This window comes from Rhodoferax sp. GW821-FHT09E07 (assembly GCF_059416145.1).
Genome location: NZ_JBWKOP010000003.1, coordinates 467,486 through 482,895, shown reverse-complemented (window position 1 = coordinate 482,895; position 15,410 = coordinate 467,486). Strand labels below are relative to the sequence as shown.

At 62.6% G+C, this 15,410-nt stretch carries 15 protein-coding genes and 1 tRNA gene; 10 read left to right on the top strand and 6 right to left on the bottom strand.

Translation table 11 applies throughout. The features are described 5' to 3' along the window. The first annotated feature begins 178 nt into the window (after nt 1–178). The 5 genes from AC07OE_RS08080 to AC07OE_RS08060 all read left to right on the top strand — a co-directional run bounded on the left by AC07OE_RS08080 (nt 179) and on the right by AC07OE_RS08060 (nt 4,281). Nucleotides 179–1,108, top strand: a complete 930-nt coding sequence (locus AC07OE_RS08080; protein WP_495070043.1) for a branched-chain amino acid ABC transporter permease — start codon at nt 179–181, stop codon at nt 1,106–1,108. Between the two features lie 13 nt (nt 1,109–1,121). Continuing rightward, nucleotides 1,122–2,207: a branched-chain amino acid ABC transporter permease gene (locus AC07OE_RS08075; protein ID WP_495070042.1), complete on the top strand. Its 1,086-nt coding sequence runs from the start codon at nt 1,122–1,124 to the stop codon at nt 2,205–2,207. Between the two features lie 65 nt (nt 2,208–2,272). Continuing rightward, nucleotides 2,273–3,043 carry an ABC transporter ATP-binding protein gene (locus AC07OE_RS08070; protein ID WP_495070041.1) on the top strand — a complete coding sequence of 257 codons (771 nt, stop codon included), beginning with the start codon at nt 2,273–2,275 and terminating at the stop codon, nt 3,041–3,043. Nucleotides 3,044–3,052: 9 nt separating this feature from the next. Further along, nucleotides 3,053–3,772 (top strand): ABC transporter ATP-binding protein, encoded by a 720-nt coding sequence (locus AC07OE_RS08065; RefSeq protein ID WP_495070040.1) that lies wholly within the window; start codon nt 3,053–3,055, stop codon nt 3,770–3,772. A 125-nt stretch (nt 3,773–3,897) separates the two neighbouring features. Beyond that, nucleotides 3,898–4,281 carry a hypothetical protein gene (locus AC07OE_RS08060; RefSeq protein WP_495070039.1) on the top strand — a complete coding sequence of 128 codons (384 nt, stop codon included), beginning with the start codon at nt 3,898–3,900 and terminating at the stop codon, nt 4,279–4,281. Between the two features lie 47 nt (nt 4,282–4,328). On the opposite strand, the gene AC07OE_RS08055 is transcribed toward AC07OE_RS08060, so the two are convergent. Next, nucleotides 4,329–5,381 (bottom strand): CDP-6-deoxy-delta-3,4-glucoseen reductase, encoded by a 1,053-nt coding sequence (locus tag AC07OE_RS08055; protein WP_495070038.1) that lies wholly within the window; start codon nt 5,379–5,381, stop codon nt 4,329–4,331. 44 nt (nt 5,382–5,425) lie between these two features. Here AC07OE_RS08055 and AC07OE_RS08050 point away from each other — a divergent pair, with 44 nt between their 5' ends. Continuing rightward, nucleotides 5,426–6,349 carry an SDR family oxidoreductase gene (locus AC07OE_RS08050; protein WP_495070037.1) on the top strand — a complete coding sequence of 308 codons (924 nt, stop codon included), beginning with the start codon at nt 5,426–5,428 and terminating at the stop codon, nt 6,347–6,349. Here AC07OE_RS08050 and AC07OE_RS08045 read toward each other — a convergent pair. Beyond that, nucleotides 6,337–7,032, bottom strand: coding sequence for a phosphatase PAP2 family protein (locus tag AC07OE_RS08045; RefSeq protein WP_495070036.1), 696 nt, complete (start codon nt 7,030–7,032; stop codon nt 6,337–6,339). The genes AC07OE_RS08050 and AC07OE_RS08045 overlap by 13 nt on opposite strands. A 103-nt stretch (nt 7,033–7,135) precedes the next feature. Between AC07OE_RS08045 and AC07OE_RS08040 the strand changes: the two genes are divergently transcribed. Continuing rightward, nucleotides 7,136–7,585, top strand: a complete 450-nt coding sequence (locus tag AC07OE_RS08040) for an META domain-containing protein (protein ID WP_495070035.1) — start codon at nt 7,136–7,138, stop codon at nt 7,583–7,585. A gap of 4 nt (nt 7,586–7,589) precedes the next feature. On the opposite strand, the gene AC07OE_RS08035 is transcribed toward AC07OE_RS08040, so the two are convergent. From AC07OE_RS08035 to AC07OE_RS08025, 3 genes are all read right to left on the bottom strand, one after another. Further along, nucleotides 7,590–9,863 (bottom strand): xanthine dehydrogenase family protein molybdopterin-binding subunit, encoded by a 2,274-nt coding sequence (locus AC07OE_RS08035; RefSeq protein WP_495070034.1) that lies wholly within the window; start codon nt 9,861–9,863, stop codon nt 7,590–7,592. Beyond that, nucleotides 9,860–10,324, bottom strand: coding sequence for a (2Fe-2S)-binding protein (locus tag AC07OE_RS08030; protein ID WP_495070033.1), 465 nt, complete (start codon nt 10,322–10,324; stop codon nt 9,860–9,862). The genes AC07OE_RS08035 and AC07OE_RS08030 overlap by 4 nt, the downstream gene beginning before the upstream one ends. Before the next feature lie 127 nt (nt 10,325–10,451). Further along, nucleotides 10,452–10,536 (bottom strand) — tRNA-Leu (locus AC07OE_RS08025). A 41-nt stretch (nt 10,537–10,577) separates the two neighbouring features. On the opposite strand from AC07OE_RS08025, the gene cysM reads away from it, so the two are divergent. The 3 genes from cysM to AC07OE_RS08010 all read left to right on the top strand — a co-directional run bounded on the left by cysM (nt 10,578) and on the right by AC07OE_RS08010 (nt 12,367). After that, the gene (gene cysM, locus AC07OE_RS08020) at nt 10,578–11,480 is read left to right on the top strand and encodes a cysteine synthase CysM (RefSeq protein ID WP_495070032.1); all 903 of its coding nucleotides are present in this window, start codon (nt 10,578–10,580) and stop codon (nt 11,478–11,480) included. A gap of 77 nt (nt 11,481–11,557) precedes the next feature. After that, nucleotides 11,558–12,109 (top strand): NUDIX domain-containing protein, encoded by a 552-nt coding sequence (locus tag AC07OE_RS08015; RefSeq protein WP_495070031.1) that lies wholly within the window; start codon nt 11,558–11,560, stop codon nt 12,107–12,109. Between the two features lie 30 nt (nt 12,110–12,139). Next, a complete protein-coding gene (locus AC07OE_RS08010) occupies nt 12,140–12,367 on the top strand; it encodes a sulfurtransferase TusA family protein (RefSeq protein WP_479597475.1) in 228 nt (75 codons plus the stop codon). Nucleotides 12,368–12,450: 83 nt separating this feature from the next. Here the strand turns inward: AC07OE_RS08010 and AC07OE_RS08005 are convergent, their stop codons facing one another. Then, on the bottom strand, nt 12,451–15,369 hold the full coding sequence (locus AC07OE_RS08005; protein WP_495070030.1) for a valine--tRNA ligase: 2,919 nt from the start codon (nt 15,367–15,369) through the stop codon (nt 12,451–12,453). Nucleotides 15,370–15,410: the final 41 nt, after the last annotated feature.

The window sequence follows — 15,410 nt, the reverse complement described above, 5'->3', positions numbered from 1 at the left end:
TCAAGGGTAAACCCACCCCAAAGGGCAAAGACCCGTGTACGGGACCCCGCTAGAATCCCGGCACTGCTTTGGCCTGCACCGCCAGTGAACCTGACGTGGCAGGCTTATTGCTTTCGATGGTCTAACGCCACCAGTGTTGACGGCCATGCCGTTCGCACCCAAGAACAACGGAGTTTTTATGGATATTTTGATACAGCAGATCATCAACGGTCTGGTGTTAGGTAGCATGTATGCGCTCATCGCGCTGGGCTACACGATGGTGTACGGCATCATCAACCTGATCAACTTTGCCCACGGCGAAGTGGTGATGGTTGGGGCCCTGACCAGTTGGACCATGATCGGCCTCATGCAGGATGCGATGCCCGGCACCCCCGGCTTCATCATTCTTTTCCTGGCCCTCATCATTGCCTGCGTGGTGGCCGCTACCCTCAACTTTGTCATTGAGAAAGTGGCCTACCGTCCCCTGCGCAACAGCCCCAAGCTGGCACCGCTGATCACCGCCATCGGCATGTCCATCTTGCTGCAAACGTTGGCGATGATCATCTGGAAACCCAACTACAAGTCCTACCCCACGCTTTTGCCCAACACCCCGTTTGAAATCGGTGGTGCGGTGATCACGCCGACCCAGGTGATGATTCTGGGCGTGACGGCCGTGTCGCTGGCGCTGCTGATGTGGCTGGTCAACTACACCAAGCTGGGGCGTGCCATGCGTGCCACGGCTGAAAACCCCCGTGTGGCCGGCCTGATGGGTGTGAAGCCCGACATGGTGATTTCTGCCACCTTCATTATTGGTGCCGTGCTGGCCGCTATCGCCGGTGTGATGTATGCCTCCAACTACGGCACCGCACAGCACGCCATGGGCTTCTTGCCGGGCCTCAAGGCCTTTACGGCGGCTGTGTTCGGCGGCATCGGCAACCTGGCAGGTGCCGTGGTCGGCGCCATCCTTTTGGGCCTGATCGAGTCGATCGGTGCCGGCTACATCGGCGCCCTGACCGGCGGCGTGTTGGGCAGCCACTACTCCGATATTTTTGCTTTCATTGTTCTGATCATCGTGTTGACATTGCGTCCCTCCGGCTTGCTGGGTGAGCGTGTGGCCGATCGTGCGTAAGGAGACCCAACCGATGAACTCTCAAAAACGACTGATCACCATGCTGGTGGCCGCTGCCGGCCTGTTGATCCTGCCGCTGGTGCTGCAGGGCTTTGGCAACGCCTGGGTCCGCATTGTGGACATGGCTTTGCTGTTTGTGTTGCTCTCCCTCGGGCTGAACATTGTGGTGGGCTACGCCGGTCTGCTGGACTTGGGTTATGTGGCGTTTTTCGCCATTGGCGCCTATATGTATGGTCTGCTGGCCTCGTCCCAACTGACTGACAACTTCCCGGCCATTGCGGCCATGTTTCCCGATGGTTTGCATGCGCCGCTATGGGTGATATTGCCCTTGGGTGCGGGCTTGGCCGGCGTGTTCGGCATCTTGCTGGGTGCGCCCACACTGCGCCTGCGCGGAGACTACCTGGCCATCGTGACCCTGGGCTTTGGTGAAATCATCCGCGTGTTCATGAATAACCTGGACAACCCCATCAACATCACCAATGGCCCCAAGGGGATCAACCAGATTGATCCGCTGCACTTTTTCGGGCTGAACCTGGGCAAGCGCATCACCGTCGGTGGTTTTGAACTGTCCTCGGTGTCGCTTTACTACTACCTGTTCCTCGTATTGGTCGTGGTCAGTGTGATCATTTGCCACCGCCTGGAGCTATCCCGTGTGGGCCGCGCCTGGATGGCCATTCGTGAAGACGAAATCGCTGCCAAGGCCATGGGCATCAATACCCGAAATACCAAGCTGCTGGCGTTTGGCATGGGTGCCACGTTCGGTGGTGTTTCTGGTGCCATGTTCGCCTCGTTCCAAACCTTCATCTCGCCCGAATCCTTCAGTCTCATGGAGTCCGTGATGATCGTGGCCATGGTCGTGCTGGGTGGCGTGGGTCACTTGCCCGGTGTGATTTTGGGCGCCGTCTTGCTGTCCGCCTTGCCTGAGGTGTTGCGCTACGTGGCTGGTCCTCTGCAAGCCATGACCGGTGGCCGCCTCGATGCGTCCATCCTGCGCCAGCTGCTGATTGCGCTGGCCATGATCAGCGTCATGCTGTTGCGTCCACGTGGGCTTTGGCCTTCGCCGGAACACGGCAAGTCTTTGCAAAGCGCCAAAACCTGAATTTTGCAGGGCCACGGCTTCGCACCGCGTGCAAGCCCGCTGGCCCTCAACAGAACGGAATCCATATGACAGATACAGTATTGAACGTCTCCGGCGTATCCAAGCGCTTTGGCGGTTTGCAAGCCCTGAGTGACGTGGGCATCAAAATCGAACGCGGCCAGGTCTACGGCCTGATTGGCCCCAACGGCGCTGGCAAAACCACTTTCTTCAACGTGTTGACCGGCCTGTACACGCCGGATAGCGGAAGTTTCGAGCTGGCCGGCAAGCCCTACCAGCCCACTGCGGTGCACACCGTGGCCAAGGCCGGTATCGCGCGCACCTTCCAGAACATCCGCCTGTTCGCCGAAATGACAGCGTTGGAAAACGTGATGGTGGGTCGCCACATTCGCACCCACTCCGGGTTGCTGGGCGCCGTGTTCCGTACCCCTGGTTTTAAGGCGGAAGAACTGGCGATTGCCAAGCGCGCACAGGAGTTGCTGGACTATGTGGGCATCGGCAAATTTGCCGACTACAAGGCTCGTACGCTGAGCTACGGCGACCAGCGCCGCCTGGAAATTGCCCGTGCACTGGCAACCGACCCGCAACTGATTGCCCTGGACGAACCGGCCGCCGGAATGAACGCGACCGAGAAGGTCATGTTGCGCGAACTGATTGACCGCATTCGCAAGGACAACCGCACCATCCTGCTCATTGAGCACGATGTGAAGCTGGTGATGGGCCTGTGCGACCGCGTGACGGTGCTGGACTACGGCAAGCAGATTGCCGAAGGCACGCCTGCCGATGTACAGAAAAACGAAAAAGTGATTGAGGCCTACTTGGGCACGAGCGGCCACTAAGGAATTAGCATGACAACCCAGACTCTGCTCAAAGTAAAAGGCCTGAAGGTCTCGTATGGCGGTATTCAGGCCGTCAAAGGTGTGGATTTTGAAGTCCATGAAGGCGAATTGGTATCGCTGATCGGCTCCAACGGTGCGGGCAAGACCACCACCATGAAAGCGATCACCGGCATCTTGCCCATCAACGCAGGTGACATCGAATACCTGGGCAAAAGCATCAAGGGCCAGGGCCCATGGGACTTGGTCAAACAAGGCCTGGCCATGGTGCCGGAAGGTCGCGGTGTGTTCACCCGCATGACCATTACCGAAAACCTGCAGATGGGCGCCTACATCCGCTCCGACAAGGCCGGTATCTTGGCTGACATCGAGAAGATGTTTACTATTTTCCCCCGTCTGCGCGAACGCAAGGACCAACTGGCCGGCACCATGTCGGGCGGTGAGCAACAAATGCTGGCCATGGGCCGCGCACTGATGAGCCGCCCCAAGGTGCTGCTGCTGGATGAGCCCTCGATGGGCCTGTCGCCCATCATGGTCGACAAGATCTTTGAAGTGGTGAAAGACGTGTACGCCCAGGGCGTGACCGTGTTGCTGGTGGAACAAAACGCCAGCCGCGCGCTGTCCATTGCCAACCGCGGTTATGTCATGGAGTCCGGCATCGTCACCATGACGGGCAAGGGAACCGACATGTTGACCGATCCCAAGGTGCGGGCCGCCTATCTGGGCGAATAAGCCTGACTGGCATCCCGGATACAAGTGGTTACGGCACTTTGCATTCGGGATGTCAGACGGAGATGCTGTGGGCCCGTTGACGGAGCATGGAGCCATTCCATGCATAACCTCTACAGGAGTTCACGATGAAAATTCACGCTTTGCTGGCTGGTCTGGTATTGGTCGCGACCGGCACCGCGTTTGCGCAAACGGCAAGCCCTGTACCCAAAGACCCGCTGGCCACCCCCAGAATCGACCAGCGGGAGACGAACCAGGAAAAGCGCATCGCACAGGGCGTGGATTCTGGCCAACTTACCAAGCGTGAAGCGCGTCGTCTGAATCGCGGAGAGGCCCGGATTGACAAGGTGGAAGACCGCGCCGAAGCCGATGGCAAAGTTACTGGCCAAGAGCGCAAGCGCATTGCCCATTTGCAACGCGCGGAGAGCCGGGACATTGCTTACCAAAAGCATGACCGCCAAGTGGACCTGAACCACGACGGCAAGCGTGATCGCAAGAACGGCAAGCTGTAAGCCAGCGACCTACAAGACGAGCGGGGCCTTCTAGCCCCGCTGCTGTTTCAGGCGTGTGCCTTGTCGGCCTCCGACGTGAACGCATCCGCAAAAAACTCTTCGTCTGGCAGGCCCGCAAGTGCACAAAAATCGGTGCGGGCTGAGTCCACCACAATCGGTGCGCCGCAGGCATACACCTGATGCCCGCGGAGGTCGGGCAGGTCATCCAGCACGGCGCGATGTACAAAGCCGGTGCGCCCTTGCCATGCATCCTCGGGGAGCGCGTTGGACACCACGGGCACGTAGACCAGATGCGGCATGCGCTGCTGCATTTCCCGCACCCAGGTGTCCATGTACAGGTCCGCAGGTCGGCGTCCGCCCCAGTACAGCGCCACAGGCCGCGCAATGCCCTGGGCCAACATGTGTTCCAGCAGGGCCTTCACGGGGGCAAAACCCGTGCCGGAAGCGAGCAATATCATGGGCTTGTCCGAGTCTTCCCGCAGGAAGAAGGAGCCATAAGGCCCTTCCAGCCGCAAGATCTCTTTCTCCTTCATCGCGCCAAACACGTGGTCGGTGAACTTGCCACCGGGCATGTGGCGAATATGCAGTTCCATGCCGGCGCCCTGGCCCGGTGCGTTGGCCATGGAGTAGCTGCGCCGTGCACCGTCGCGCAGGATGAATTCCACGTACTGGCCCGCGCGGTAGGCAAAGCTGTCATTGGCCGGTAGCTGCAGTTGCAGCACCATGACGTCGCTGGACACACGCTGCATGGTGGTCACGCGCGTGGGCATTTTCTTGATGGGCATTGCCCCTGCCTCTGTCACTTGGCGCGACTCCAGCACCACATCGCTTTGCGCCGTGGCACAGCAGGTCAGCACCAGGCCCGCGGCCTCTTCCTGTTCGCTCAGCGCCTTGGCCTGGTGCAGGCTATGCCGCACCGAACCTGAGAGCAGCTTGCACTTGCAGGAACCGCAAGCGCCGTCCTTGCACCCATAGGGCAGGCCAATCCCCTGGCGGATGCCGGCGGCCAAAATGGTTTCATCGACCTGGGTGCTGAATGTACGTCCGCTGGGCTGCACGGTGACGGAGAAAGTGGTGGCGGCGTCCGCAGGGGCGGTCATCTTTTGGGTATCCTCAAGGGCTAATCTGTCTTTAGCCCCCGATTTTGCCCTCAATCCAATCCCCCCTTGGTGCCCTGCCATCCCGCTTCAAACGCCAACGTGTCCTGGTGGTGGGCTGTGGAGACGTGGGCGGTCGCATGGTGGCTGCCCAGCGCTCGGTGCGCTGGCTAGCGCTGACCTCCAGTGCCGCGCGCGTGCCGGAGCTGCGTGCGCTGGGTGCTGTTCCGCTGTTGGGCAACCTGGACCGTGCCGCGACGCTGAATCGTCTGGCCGGTGTGGCCCACCGTGTGGTCTACCTGGCACCCCCGCCGTCAGAGGGGTGGTCGGATCCCCGCGCGGGCCAATTGGGGCAGGCGCTGCGTCGGCGCAGCGCCCCACAGCATGCGGTCTATGGATCGACCAGCGGTGTGTATGGCGACTGCCAAGGCGAATGGGTTGCCGAAACGCGCACGCCAGGTGCGCAGACGCCACGTGCCCAGCGCCGCGTGCATGCGGAGCAAACCCTGCGCACCTGGGGTCGGGCCAGCGGGGTACCGCTGAGCGTCCTGCGCATTCCCGGCATTTACGCGCCGAACCGCGAGGGAGGAACCCCCTATGCCCGATTACTGAAGGGAACGCCCGTGCTGCGCGCGGAGGATGACGTTTACACCAACCACATCCATGCCGACGACTTGGCGCGCGCTTGCTGGCTGGCGCTGTGGCGCGGTGCTCCGCAGCGCACCTACAACATCTGTGATGACTCTGAATTGAAGATGGGCGACTACTTCGATATGGCGGCCGATCTGTACGGCCTGCCTCGTCCGCCCCGGGTGGCTCGCGACTGCGCACGCGAGCAGTTGCCCGTGGTCTTGTTGAGTTTCATGAGCGAATCACGTCGCTTGGTGAACCAGCGTATGAAGCAGGAGCTGCGCCTGGCCCTGCGTTACCCGGATGTTGAGCAGGGGTTGCGCAGCACTCAGGGCGCGTAGCGCCGGTAAGCCCATTGCAGGGCTCGCCACACCAACCAGCTGCTTGCCAGAGTAATGGGGTAGGCCCAGAGTACATCGCTGAGCCAGTGCGCCACATCCGACATGCGGGCGAAGCCAATCACCAATCCGCTGGCCGTGCCCACCACGGCCCAGGCGATTTGCCGGCGGCGATGCACCAATAGCAGGGTGGTAAGAAAGAAACCGCAGGCTACGTGGCCGCTCACGAAGGAGCAGTTGTTGTCGCACTGGTCGGTCATGACGGCGGCGCGCGTGAACTGCTGCGTGCCACCAAAGTTCTCCACTTGGTAAGGCCGTGCGCGCGCCCAGTGGTCTTTGAACCCGGCATTCACCACCACACCGGGCCCGACGATACCTGCCAGCACCACAAACGCCAGGGGCAGGCGGAGCTGCTTCCAGCGTCCCGAGAAAGTGGACACCAGCCAGCCCACAAAACACAGCGCCAGGACGCCGCGAAAAATGGCGGGGATGTACAGGTTGATTCCTTGCACCCACCACCAGTCTCCCGACGCGATGGCGGACTGTGCGCCAGTGAACAGGCCTGCGGCTGCCAAGTCCAGCGCAGGAAACACAGTGGGAACCAGGGCAGCGAGCAGCGCCAGAGCCAGCAGGGCCCAGAACAGGCGGGGTGTGGCTACGGTGGCAGCGGGAGTGGGGGTGGGCATGAAGACGGATAATTTCGAAGCGCGGGAGACCGTGATTGTGCGGGATGTTGGCGCGGTGCTGGTTACCATTGGCTTTTGTCACCCGATTCTCCGGACCCCAACCATGCTGTTTACCTCGTTCAAACCTGTTGCCATGGCCGTACTGGTGCTGGCGTTGACCGGCTGCGACATTGCCCCGGTGCAACCGCAGGCGGGCCCGGTGTCCGGTGCCCAGTTGCAGGGGACTGAATGGGTGGCCAGCTATATCGACGGTATTGCCGGTGTGGCTGCCCCCGCGCCCCGACTGCGGTGGACCGCCCCTGATCGCTTGGCTGGCAGCGGAGGATGCAATTCTTTCATGGGGCGCGCCGTGGTGGAGCAGGGGGCTTTGACACTGGGCCCCCTGGCTGCCACTGGCAAGATGTGTCTGACCGCGCCCCAAGGCCAGGAAGACCGCTTCTTCAAGGCTCTGGAGTCGACCCGCACGGTGCGATTGCAAGATGGGCAGCTGCTACTCGAAGACGCAACGGGCCGCTTGCTGGCCCGCTTGGTTGCGGGCGCAGCGGCACCTTAAACGCTCAGGCCGCAGTGACCAGCGGCAGGGTGCGTTGGCGCTTGCCCGTGAGTGCAAATAGTGCATTGGCCACCGCAGGTGCCACAGGCGGCACACCAGGCTCGCCCACGCCACCGGGATGGCGTGTGCTGGGCACCAGCCAGGTCTCGACCACCGGGGCTGCGGCCAGCTGCACTATGGGGTAGCTGGGGAAGCTGGTCTGCTGCACCGCGCCGTCCTTGATGTCGATCTTGCTGTACAGCGCGGCCGTCAGGCCAAACACCACGGCACTTTCCATCTGTTGTGCCACGATGTTGGGGTTGACCACGGTACCGCAGTCGATGGCACACACCACCTTGTGCACGCGTGGAATGCCGTTCTTCAGCGACACCTCGGCCACCTCGGCAACGATGGAGCCGAATGACTCGTGCAGCGCCACTCCGCGCGCCTGTCCGGCGGGCAAGGGGCTGCCCCAGCGCGCCTTGTTGGCGGCCAGCTGCAACACTGCGGCGTAGCGGGGCGCGTCCTTCAGCAGGGCCAGACGGAATGCCACGGGGTCTTGCTTGGTTTGTGCGGCCAGCTCGTCAATAAAGCTCTCAGAGAAAAACGCGTTGTGCGAATGCCCAACCGAGCGCCAAAAGCCCACCGGCACCTCCATGTGCGTAGCCACGTGGGCCATGTGCTGGTTGGCAAAGCCGTAGGGCAGGTCAAACAGGCCCTCGGCCGTGGTCTTGTCGGGCATGTCGATGGGGCCAGACAGCGCTGGCAGCCCACGTGCCATCCAGCGCGGGCTGATGGCATCGCCTGCGGACTTGATGCGCAGGCTGCTGACCTGACCTTGGCCGTCGATGGATGCGCGCAGCTGGGCTACGTGCATGGGGCGGTAGAAGTCGTGCGTGGTGTCTTCCTCGCGTGACCAGGCCAGTTGTACCGGGTGGCCCTTGCAGGCTATCGCCACGCGCACGGCCTGGGCCACGTAGTCCACCTCCAGACGGCGGCCAAAGCCACCGCCCAGCAGCGTCACATGCAGCGTCACCTTGTCTTCTTTCACGCCTGCGACCTTGGCGGCGATGGCGCGAGCCATTTCCGGCACCTGGGTAGGGGCCCAGACCTCTACAGCGCCGTCTTTCACCTGCGCCGTGCAATTCATGGGCTCCATGGTGGCGTGGGCCAGGTAGGGTGCTTGGTAAGCAGCCTCTACAGTGCTGGCCGCTGCAGCTTCAGCGGCCTTGGCATCGCCCTTGTCGTAGAACGCAAAGCCGTCTTCTGTTTGCAGTGCCGCTTTGAGGCGCTCCTTAATTTTCTGGGTGTCCAGCGCACCGTTGGCCGGGGCTTGCCACTGCACCTCGACGGCTTGCACCGCCTGGCGTGCGTGCCAGGTAGTCTTGCCGACCACCGCAAACCCGGCGGTGGAGCCACCCAGGGCGTCCAGCGGTACCAGGGTCTCAATGCCTGGCATGGCCAGCGCGGCCTTGCTGTCCAGCGAGCCCACGGTGCCACCCAACTGGGGGGCAAGGCGAATGGAGGCAAACAGCATGTCGGGCAGGCGCACATCCAGCCCGAAGCGGGCCGTGCCGTTGGTCTTGGCGGGAATGTCCAGGCGTGGCGCTGGAGTGCCCAGCAGCTTCCAGTCCTTGCGGTCCTTGGGTGTTACATCGGTAGGCTTCAATCCGGCAGCGCCTGCGGCCAATTCACCAAAGTGGGCAGACTTGCCGGAGGCATGCTGCACCACGCCGTCCTGGATTTTCAGTTCGGTGCGCGGCAGCTTCCACTGCGCGGCGGCGGCCTCCAGCAGACTGGCGCGAGCCAGGGCTGCGGCAGTGCGTAGCGGTTCCCAGGCATCGGCCACGCTAGATGAGCCACCGGTGGCGTTGATACCCAGTTCCCGTGCAATCTTGCCGACGAACCATTGGCCCAGCTTCACCTTGGCGGGCGGGTTGTCACCCTCGGTTTCCAGCGGGTGGAAGGGCAGGGTGGCCGTGAGCATCACCACGTTGCCATACAGGGTGTCGGGCCCGGCCTGCTGCAAGCGCACCTTGGCCAAGGGAACATCCAGTTCTTCGGCCACCAGCATGGACAGCGCGGTATGCACGCCCTGGCCCATTTCGCTGCGCGGCATGGCCAGCACTACGGTGCCGTCCCTGGCGATCTTGATCCAGCCGTTCAGGCCCACTTCGCCTTCGGTCGGCAGCATCAGCGCACCATCGCCCAGGCGCGAGCGCTGGGGCATCAGGCCCCAGCCCACCACCAGCGCACCGGTAGCGCCCAGGGCGCTCAGTATCCAGGTGCGGCGCTTCATGCTGCCGCTCCCTGGGGCTGGCCAGCCGCGCGGTGGATGGCGGCGCGCACGCGCTGGTAGGTACCGCAGCGGCAGATGTTGGTCATGGCCTCGTCGATGTCCGCGTCTGAGGGCTTGGGCTTGCGGGCCAAGAGGGCGGCGGCGGCCATCAGCATGCCGCTTTGGCAGTAGCCGCATTGGGGCACCTGCTCGGCAATCCAGGCGGCTTGCAGGGCGTGCAGCTTGTCGGGGGTACCCAGGGCTTCAATGGTGGTGATCTTTTGCCCAGCAACGGCAGAGGCTGGCATCACGCAGGAGCGGACGGGTTGGCCGTCCACATGTACGGTACAGGCACCGCAGGCGGCCACACCGCATCCAAACTTGGTTCCCGTCATGTTCAGCACATCGCGCAGCACCCACAGCAGGGGCATGTCGGGCGGGGCGTCGGCGGTCACCGCCTTGCCATTGATGTTCAACTCCATGGGTGTCTCCTTTGCGTGTGCGGTCTAGCGTGCACCATCATAGGGTTGACCGCAGTGTGCGGGTGTCGCACAGGGTTACCCGCAAGAAAAAAGCCTGCTGTTTTTGCAAACAGCAGGCTTTTTGATCTGGTGCCCAGGGCCGGACTCGAACCGGCACGCCTTGCGGCGGGGGATTTTGAGTCCCCTGAGTCTACCAATTTCACCACCTGGGCAGGTCATTCTGTGAAGCGCGAATTATGGCACATTTATGGGCATGACATTTCCCACCATCGAAGACGCCATCGGGAACACCCCGCTGGTCGCACTGCAGCGTATCCAGGCCACCGACAACCAGTCCCGCAACACCGTGGTGCTGGGCAAGCTCGAAGGCAACAACCCGGCCGGATCCGTTAAAGACCGCCCGGCCCTGTCCATGATCCGCCGTGCGCAGGAGCGTGGCGATATCAAGCCTGGCGACACGCTGATCGAAGCCACTTCGGGCAACACCGGCATTGCGCTGGCCATGGCCGCGGCCGTCAAAGGCTACCGCATGGTCTTGATCATGCCGGAAGACCTGTCCATTGAGCGCGCCCAGACCATGAAGGCCTTTGGTGCCGAACTCATCCTGACCCCCAAGAGCGGTGGCATGGAGTACGCACGCGACCTGGCCGAACAAATGCAGCGCGAAGGCAAGGGCCGCGTGCTGGACCAGTTTGGCAATGACGACAACCCGCGCATCCACTACGAAACCACGGGCCCCGAACTCTGGGCGCAGACCAACGGCCGCATCACCCACTTTGTGAGCGCCATGGGCACCACGGGCACCATCACCGGCGTGTCGCGCTTCTTGAAGGAAAAGAACCCGGCCATCCGCATCATTGGCGCCCAGCCCTCGGAAGGCTCGCGCATTCCCGGCATCCGCAAGTGGCCAGAGGCCTATCTGCCCAAGATTTACGACCCCAAGAACGTGGACGAACTGGTCCACGTGAGCCAGGCCGATGCCGAAGACATGTGCCGCCGGTTGGCGCGCGAAGAGGGCATCTTTGGTGGCATCTCGGCCGCTGGCGCCTGCTGGGTGGCGCAGGAGATTGCCAAGCGCGAGCGCGATGCTGTGATCGTGTTCGTGGTCTGCGACCGCGGCGACCGCTACCTCTCCACGGGCGTGTTTCCCGCCTGAATCTGAATCAAATTGGCCTCTAGCCCCCGTGCTGATTGCGCGGGTAGCTATGGAATCAATAGCGTAAAGGAACCCCTATGTCTGCCGCATTCAAGTTTTGTCCGCAGTGTGCTACGGCGCTGGAGCACATCACACTGGCTGAAGACGGTGGCGACAAGACCCGCCTGCGCTGCCCGGCCTGTGACTTCACGCACTGGAACAACCCAACGCCCGTGCTGGCGGCTGTCATTCAGTACAACGGGCAAATCCTGCTGGCGCGCAACGCAGCCTGGCCCGGCAAGATGTACGCGCTGATCACCGGCTTCATGGAGGCCGGTGAGACGCCGGAGGAAGGCATTGCACGCGAGATTTCGGAAGAGACGAACCTGACCACCAGTGCACTCAAGCTGCTGGGCGCCTACGACTTCCAGCGCATGAACCAGGTCATCATTGCCTACCATGCCGTCTGCCATGGCGACGTGAAGCTCAGCCCCGAGCTGGTGGACTACCGCCTCTACAACTTCGAGGATGTGAGGTGCTGGCCCGCCGGCACCGGCTATGCGCTGGCCGAGTTTTTGCGCTCGCGCGGCCACGAGCCCACCTTCATCGACCCGGTGTGGCGCCAGGACGCCGAGAAGCTGGCGACTTAAAATCAGCGTCAACGCCAGAAAGCCCATCGCATGCACACCGACAAAGAAGTTGACACCCGCGGCCTGAACTGCCCGCTGCCCATCCTCAAGGCCAAGAAGGCCCTGGCGGAGCTGCTGAGCGGCCAGACGCTCAAAGTGGTGGCCACCGATCCCGGCTCCATCCGCGACTTTCAGGCCTTTGCCAAGCAAACCGGCAATGAGCTGCTGGAACAGGAAACCGTGGGTGCCGAATACATCCACGTGCTGCGCCGACGCTAAGCATTTCTGCACTCCAACAAAAACGCCGCAGGGTTTCCCGTGCGGCGTTTTGTTTTTGGCGCAGGCCCCAGCGGGCCAGTTCCTTAGCCCAGGCGGGCCAGCTGCTCTTTCACCTTCTCCAGCGTGGCGGCAAAGTCGGCCACACGCTTGCGTTCCTGCTCCAGCACGGCGGCCGGGGCCTTGGCCACAAAGGCTTCGTTGCTGAGCTTGCCGTTCGCCTTGGCAATCTGCTCTTCCAGGCGGGCCACTTCCTTGCCCAGGCGGATCTTTTCGGCCGCCACGTCCACTTCCACGAACAGGCAGACACGCGCCTCGCCCACCACGGCCACGGGGGCGGACTGGGCGGCGGCCTGCCAGCTGGCTTCGTCGGCAAAGACCTTGACTTCGCTCAGCTTGGCTAGGGCTTGCAGTACGGCGGCGGAGGCTTGCAGGAACTCGCCTTCGGCCGCGCTATGGGCCACCACGAACAGCGGCAAGCGGACGGCGGGCGACACATTCATCTCGCCGCGCAGGTTGCGGCAGGCATCCACCAGAGCCTTGAGCTTGGCGACGTGGGCAATGGATGCTTCGTCGATGCGCTCGGGCTGGCTCACGGGGTAGGCCGCAATGGACACTGAAGGACCCTGACGACCCGCCACCGGCGCCACCTTCTGCCACAGCTCCTCAGAAATGAAGGGAGTGATGGGGTGGATCAGACGCAGGATGACTTCCAGCGTGCGGATCAGTGTGCGGCGGGTGGCGCGCTTCTGCGCGTCGGTGCCGGTGTTGATCTGCACCTTGGCAATTTCCAGGTACCAGTCGCAGAACTCGTTCCAGACAAAGTCGTAAATCGTGTTGGCCACGTTGTCCAGGCGGTATTCGGCAAAGCCCTTGGCCACTTCGGCCTCGGTCTTTTGCAGCAGCGAGACGATCCAGCGGTCAGCCTGGCTGAATTCCAGGTAGCCATGGGCTTCGCCACCGGGTGCGCACTGCTCTTTGGTGTGCTCGTTCAGTCCGCAGTCATTGCCTTCGCAATTCATCAGTACAAAGCGGGTGGCGTTCCACAGCTTGTTGCAGAAGTTGCGGTAGCCCTCGCAGCGCTTGCTGTCAAAGTTGATGCTGCGACCCAGGGATGCGAGTGCCGCAAAGGTGAAGCGCAGCGCGTCCGCACCGTAGGCGGGAATGCCTTCGGGGAATTCCTTCTCGGTGTTCTTGCGCACCTGGGGTGCGGTCTCGGGCTTGCGCAGGCCGGTGGTGCGCTTGTCCAGCAGGGGCGCCAGCGAGATGCCGTCGATCAGATCGACGGGGTCCAGCACATTGCCCTCGGACTTGCTCATCTTCTTGCCCTGCGCGTCTTTCACCAGGCCGTGAATGTAGACATGCTTGAACGGCACACGCCCGGTGAAGTGCGTGGTCATCATGATCATCCGGGCGACCCAGAAGAAGATGATGTCGTAGCCCGTGACCAGCACGCTGCTGGGCAGGTACAGGTTGTAGTCGTCGGTGGCGCCGGTGCCTACGCCTTTGTTGCCCCAGCCCATGGTGCTGAAGGGGACCATGGCGCTGGAGTACCAGGTGTCAAGCACATCGGGGTCGCGCTTGAGTGTCTTGCCGGGGGCTTGCGCTTGGGCTTCTGCCTCGTTGCGGGCCACATAGACCTTGCCGTCTTCGTCGTACCAGGCCGGGATCTGGTGGCCCCACCAGAGCTGGCGGCTGATGCACCAGTCCTGGATGTTGTTCATCCACTGGTTGTAGGTGTTGACCCACATTTCGGGCACAAACTTCACTTCGCCGCTCTGCACCACGTCGATGGATTTCTGCGCAACGGACTTGCCGGTGGCGTCGCCCTTGCCCACAGTGTTCATGGCCATGAACCACTGGTCGGTCAGCATGGGCTCGATCACCTGGCCGGTGCGTGCGCAGCGCGGCACTTGCAGCTTGTGTTTCTTCACTTCGACCAGGAAACCGCCGGCCTCCAGATCGGCCACCACCTTCTTGCGCGCTACAAAACGGTCCAGACCCTGGTAGGGCGCGGGGGCGTTCTCGTTGATCTTCGCGTCCAGCGTCAGCACGCAGATCATGGGCAGCTTGTGGCGCTGGCCCACGGCATAGTCGTTCTGGTCGTGGGCGGGCGTGACCTTCACCACGCCGGTGCCAAAGGCCTTGTCCACGTAGTCGTCGGCAATCACCGGGATCTCACGGTCGCACAAAGGCAGCTTTACCATTTTGCCGATGAGGGCGGTATAGCGCTCGTCTTCGGGGTGCACCATCACGGCCACGTCGCCCAGCATGGTCTCAGGCCGTGTGGTGGCCACGGTGATGTCACCGGAGCCATCGGCCAGCGGGTAGCGGATGTGCCACAGCGAGCCGTCTTCCTCTTCGCTCTCCACCTCCAGATCGCTCACCGCGCTCATGAGGATGGGGTCCCAGTTCACCAGGCGCTTGCCTCGGTAGATCAGGCCTTGCTCGTAGAGCTGCACAAAGGTTTCGGTCACCGTCTTGGACAGTTTAGGGTCCATGGTGAAGTACTCGCGGCTCCAGTCCACGCTGTCGCCCATGCGGCGCATCTGGCCGGTGATGGTGTTGCCGGACTTTTCCTTCCACTCCCACACCTTGGCGGTGAAGGCCTCGCGGCCCAGGTCGTGGCGGCTGATCTTTTGCTCTTGCAGCTGGCGCTCCACCACGATCTGCGTGGCAATGCCGGCGTGGTCGGTGCCCGGAATCCAGGCGGTGTTGAAACCGGCCATGCGGTGGTAGCGCGTCAGGCTGTCCATGATGGTCTGGTTGAACGCATGGCCCATGTGCAGCGTGCCCGTCACATTGGGCGGCGGCAGCTGGATGGCAAAGGCGGGCTGGCCGGCTCGGGGTGCCTGGGTGCCGCGGTAACCCGCTACGCCATAGCCGCGCTTTTCCCATTCGGGGCCCCAGTGCGCTTCCAGCGCGACGGGCTCAAACGATTTGGACAGGGACTGCAGACCCGGTTGTTCGGGGGCGGAGGGCGTGGGGGTAGCTTGGTCAGACATGGGGTTCTCTTGGGAGGACCCGTGATTTTACCGGGCAGGCG

What these genes read in the sequence shown, in the direction of transcription:
- AC07OE_RS08070 (WP_495070041.1), top strand. Translation starts at nt 2,273, where the DNA reads ATGACAGATACAGTATTGAACGTCTCCGGCGTATCCAAGCGCTTTGGC.
- AC07OE_RS08045 (WP_495070036.1), bottom strand. Translation starts at nt 7,032, where the DNA reads ATGCCCACCCCCACTCCCGCTGCCACCGTAGCCACACCCCGCCTGTTC.
- AC07OE_RS08040 (WP_495070035.1), top strand. Translation starts at nt 7,136, where the DNA reads ATGCTGTTTACCTCGTTCAAACCTGTTGCCATGGCCGTACTGGTGCTG.
- AC07OE_RS08010 (WP_479597475.1), top strand. Translation starts at nt 12,140, where the DNA reads ATGCACACCGACAAAGAAGTTGACACCCGCGGCCTGAACTGCCCGCTG.
- AC07OE_RS08035 (WP_495070034.1), bottom strand. Translation starts at nt 9,863, where the DNA reads ATGAAGCGCCGCACCTGGATACTGAGCGCCCTGGGCGCTACCGGTGCG.
- AC07OE_RS08075 (WP_495070042.1), top strand. Translation starts at nt 1,122, where the DNA reads ATGAACTCTCAAAAACGACTGATCACCATGCTGGTGGCCGCTGCCGGC.
- AC07OE_RS08060 (WP_495070039.1), top strand. Translation starts at nt 3,898, where the DNA reads ATGAAAATTCACGCTTTGCTGGCTGGTCTGGTATTGGTCGCGACCGGC.
- AC07OE_RS08055 (WP_495070038.1), bottom strand. Translation starts at nt 5,381, where the DNA reads ATGACCGCCCCTGCGGACGCCGCCACCACTTTCTCCGTCACCGTGCAG.
- AC07OE_RS08080 (WP_495070043.1), top strand. Translation starts at nt 179, where the DNA reads ATGGATATTTTGATACAGCAGATCATCAACGGTCTGGTGTTAGGTAGC.
- AC07OE_RS08065 (WP_495070040.1), top strand. Translation starts at nt 3,053, where the DNA reads ATGACAACCCAGACTCTGCTCAAAGTAAAAGGCCTGAAGGTCTCGTAT.
- AC07OE_RS08005 (WP_495070030.1), bottom strand. Translation starts at nt 15,369, where the DNA reads ATGTCTGACCAAGCTACCCCCACGCCCTCCGCCCCCGAACAACCGGGT.
- cysM (WP_495070032.1), top strand. Translation starts at nt 10,578, where the DNA reads ATGACATTTCCCACCATCGAAGACGCCATCGGGAACACCCCGCTGGTC.
- AC07OE_RS08015 (WP_495070031.1), top strand. Translation starts at nt 11,558, where the DNA reads ATGTCTGCCGCATTCAAGTTTTGTCCGCAGTGTGCTACGGCGCTGGAG.
- AC07OE_RS08030 (WP_495070033.1), bottom strand. Translation starts at nt 10,324, where the DNA reads ATGGAGTTGAACATCAATGGCAAGGCGGTGACCGCCGACGCCCCGCCC.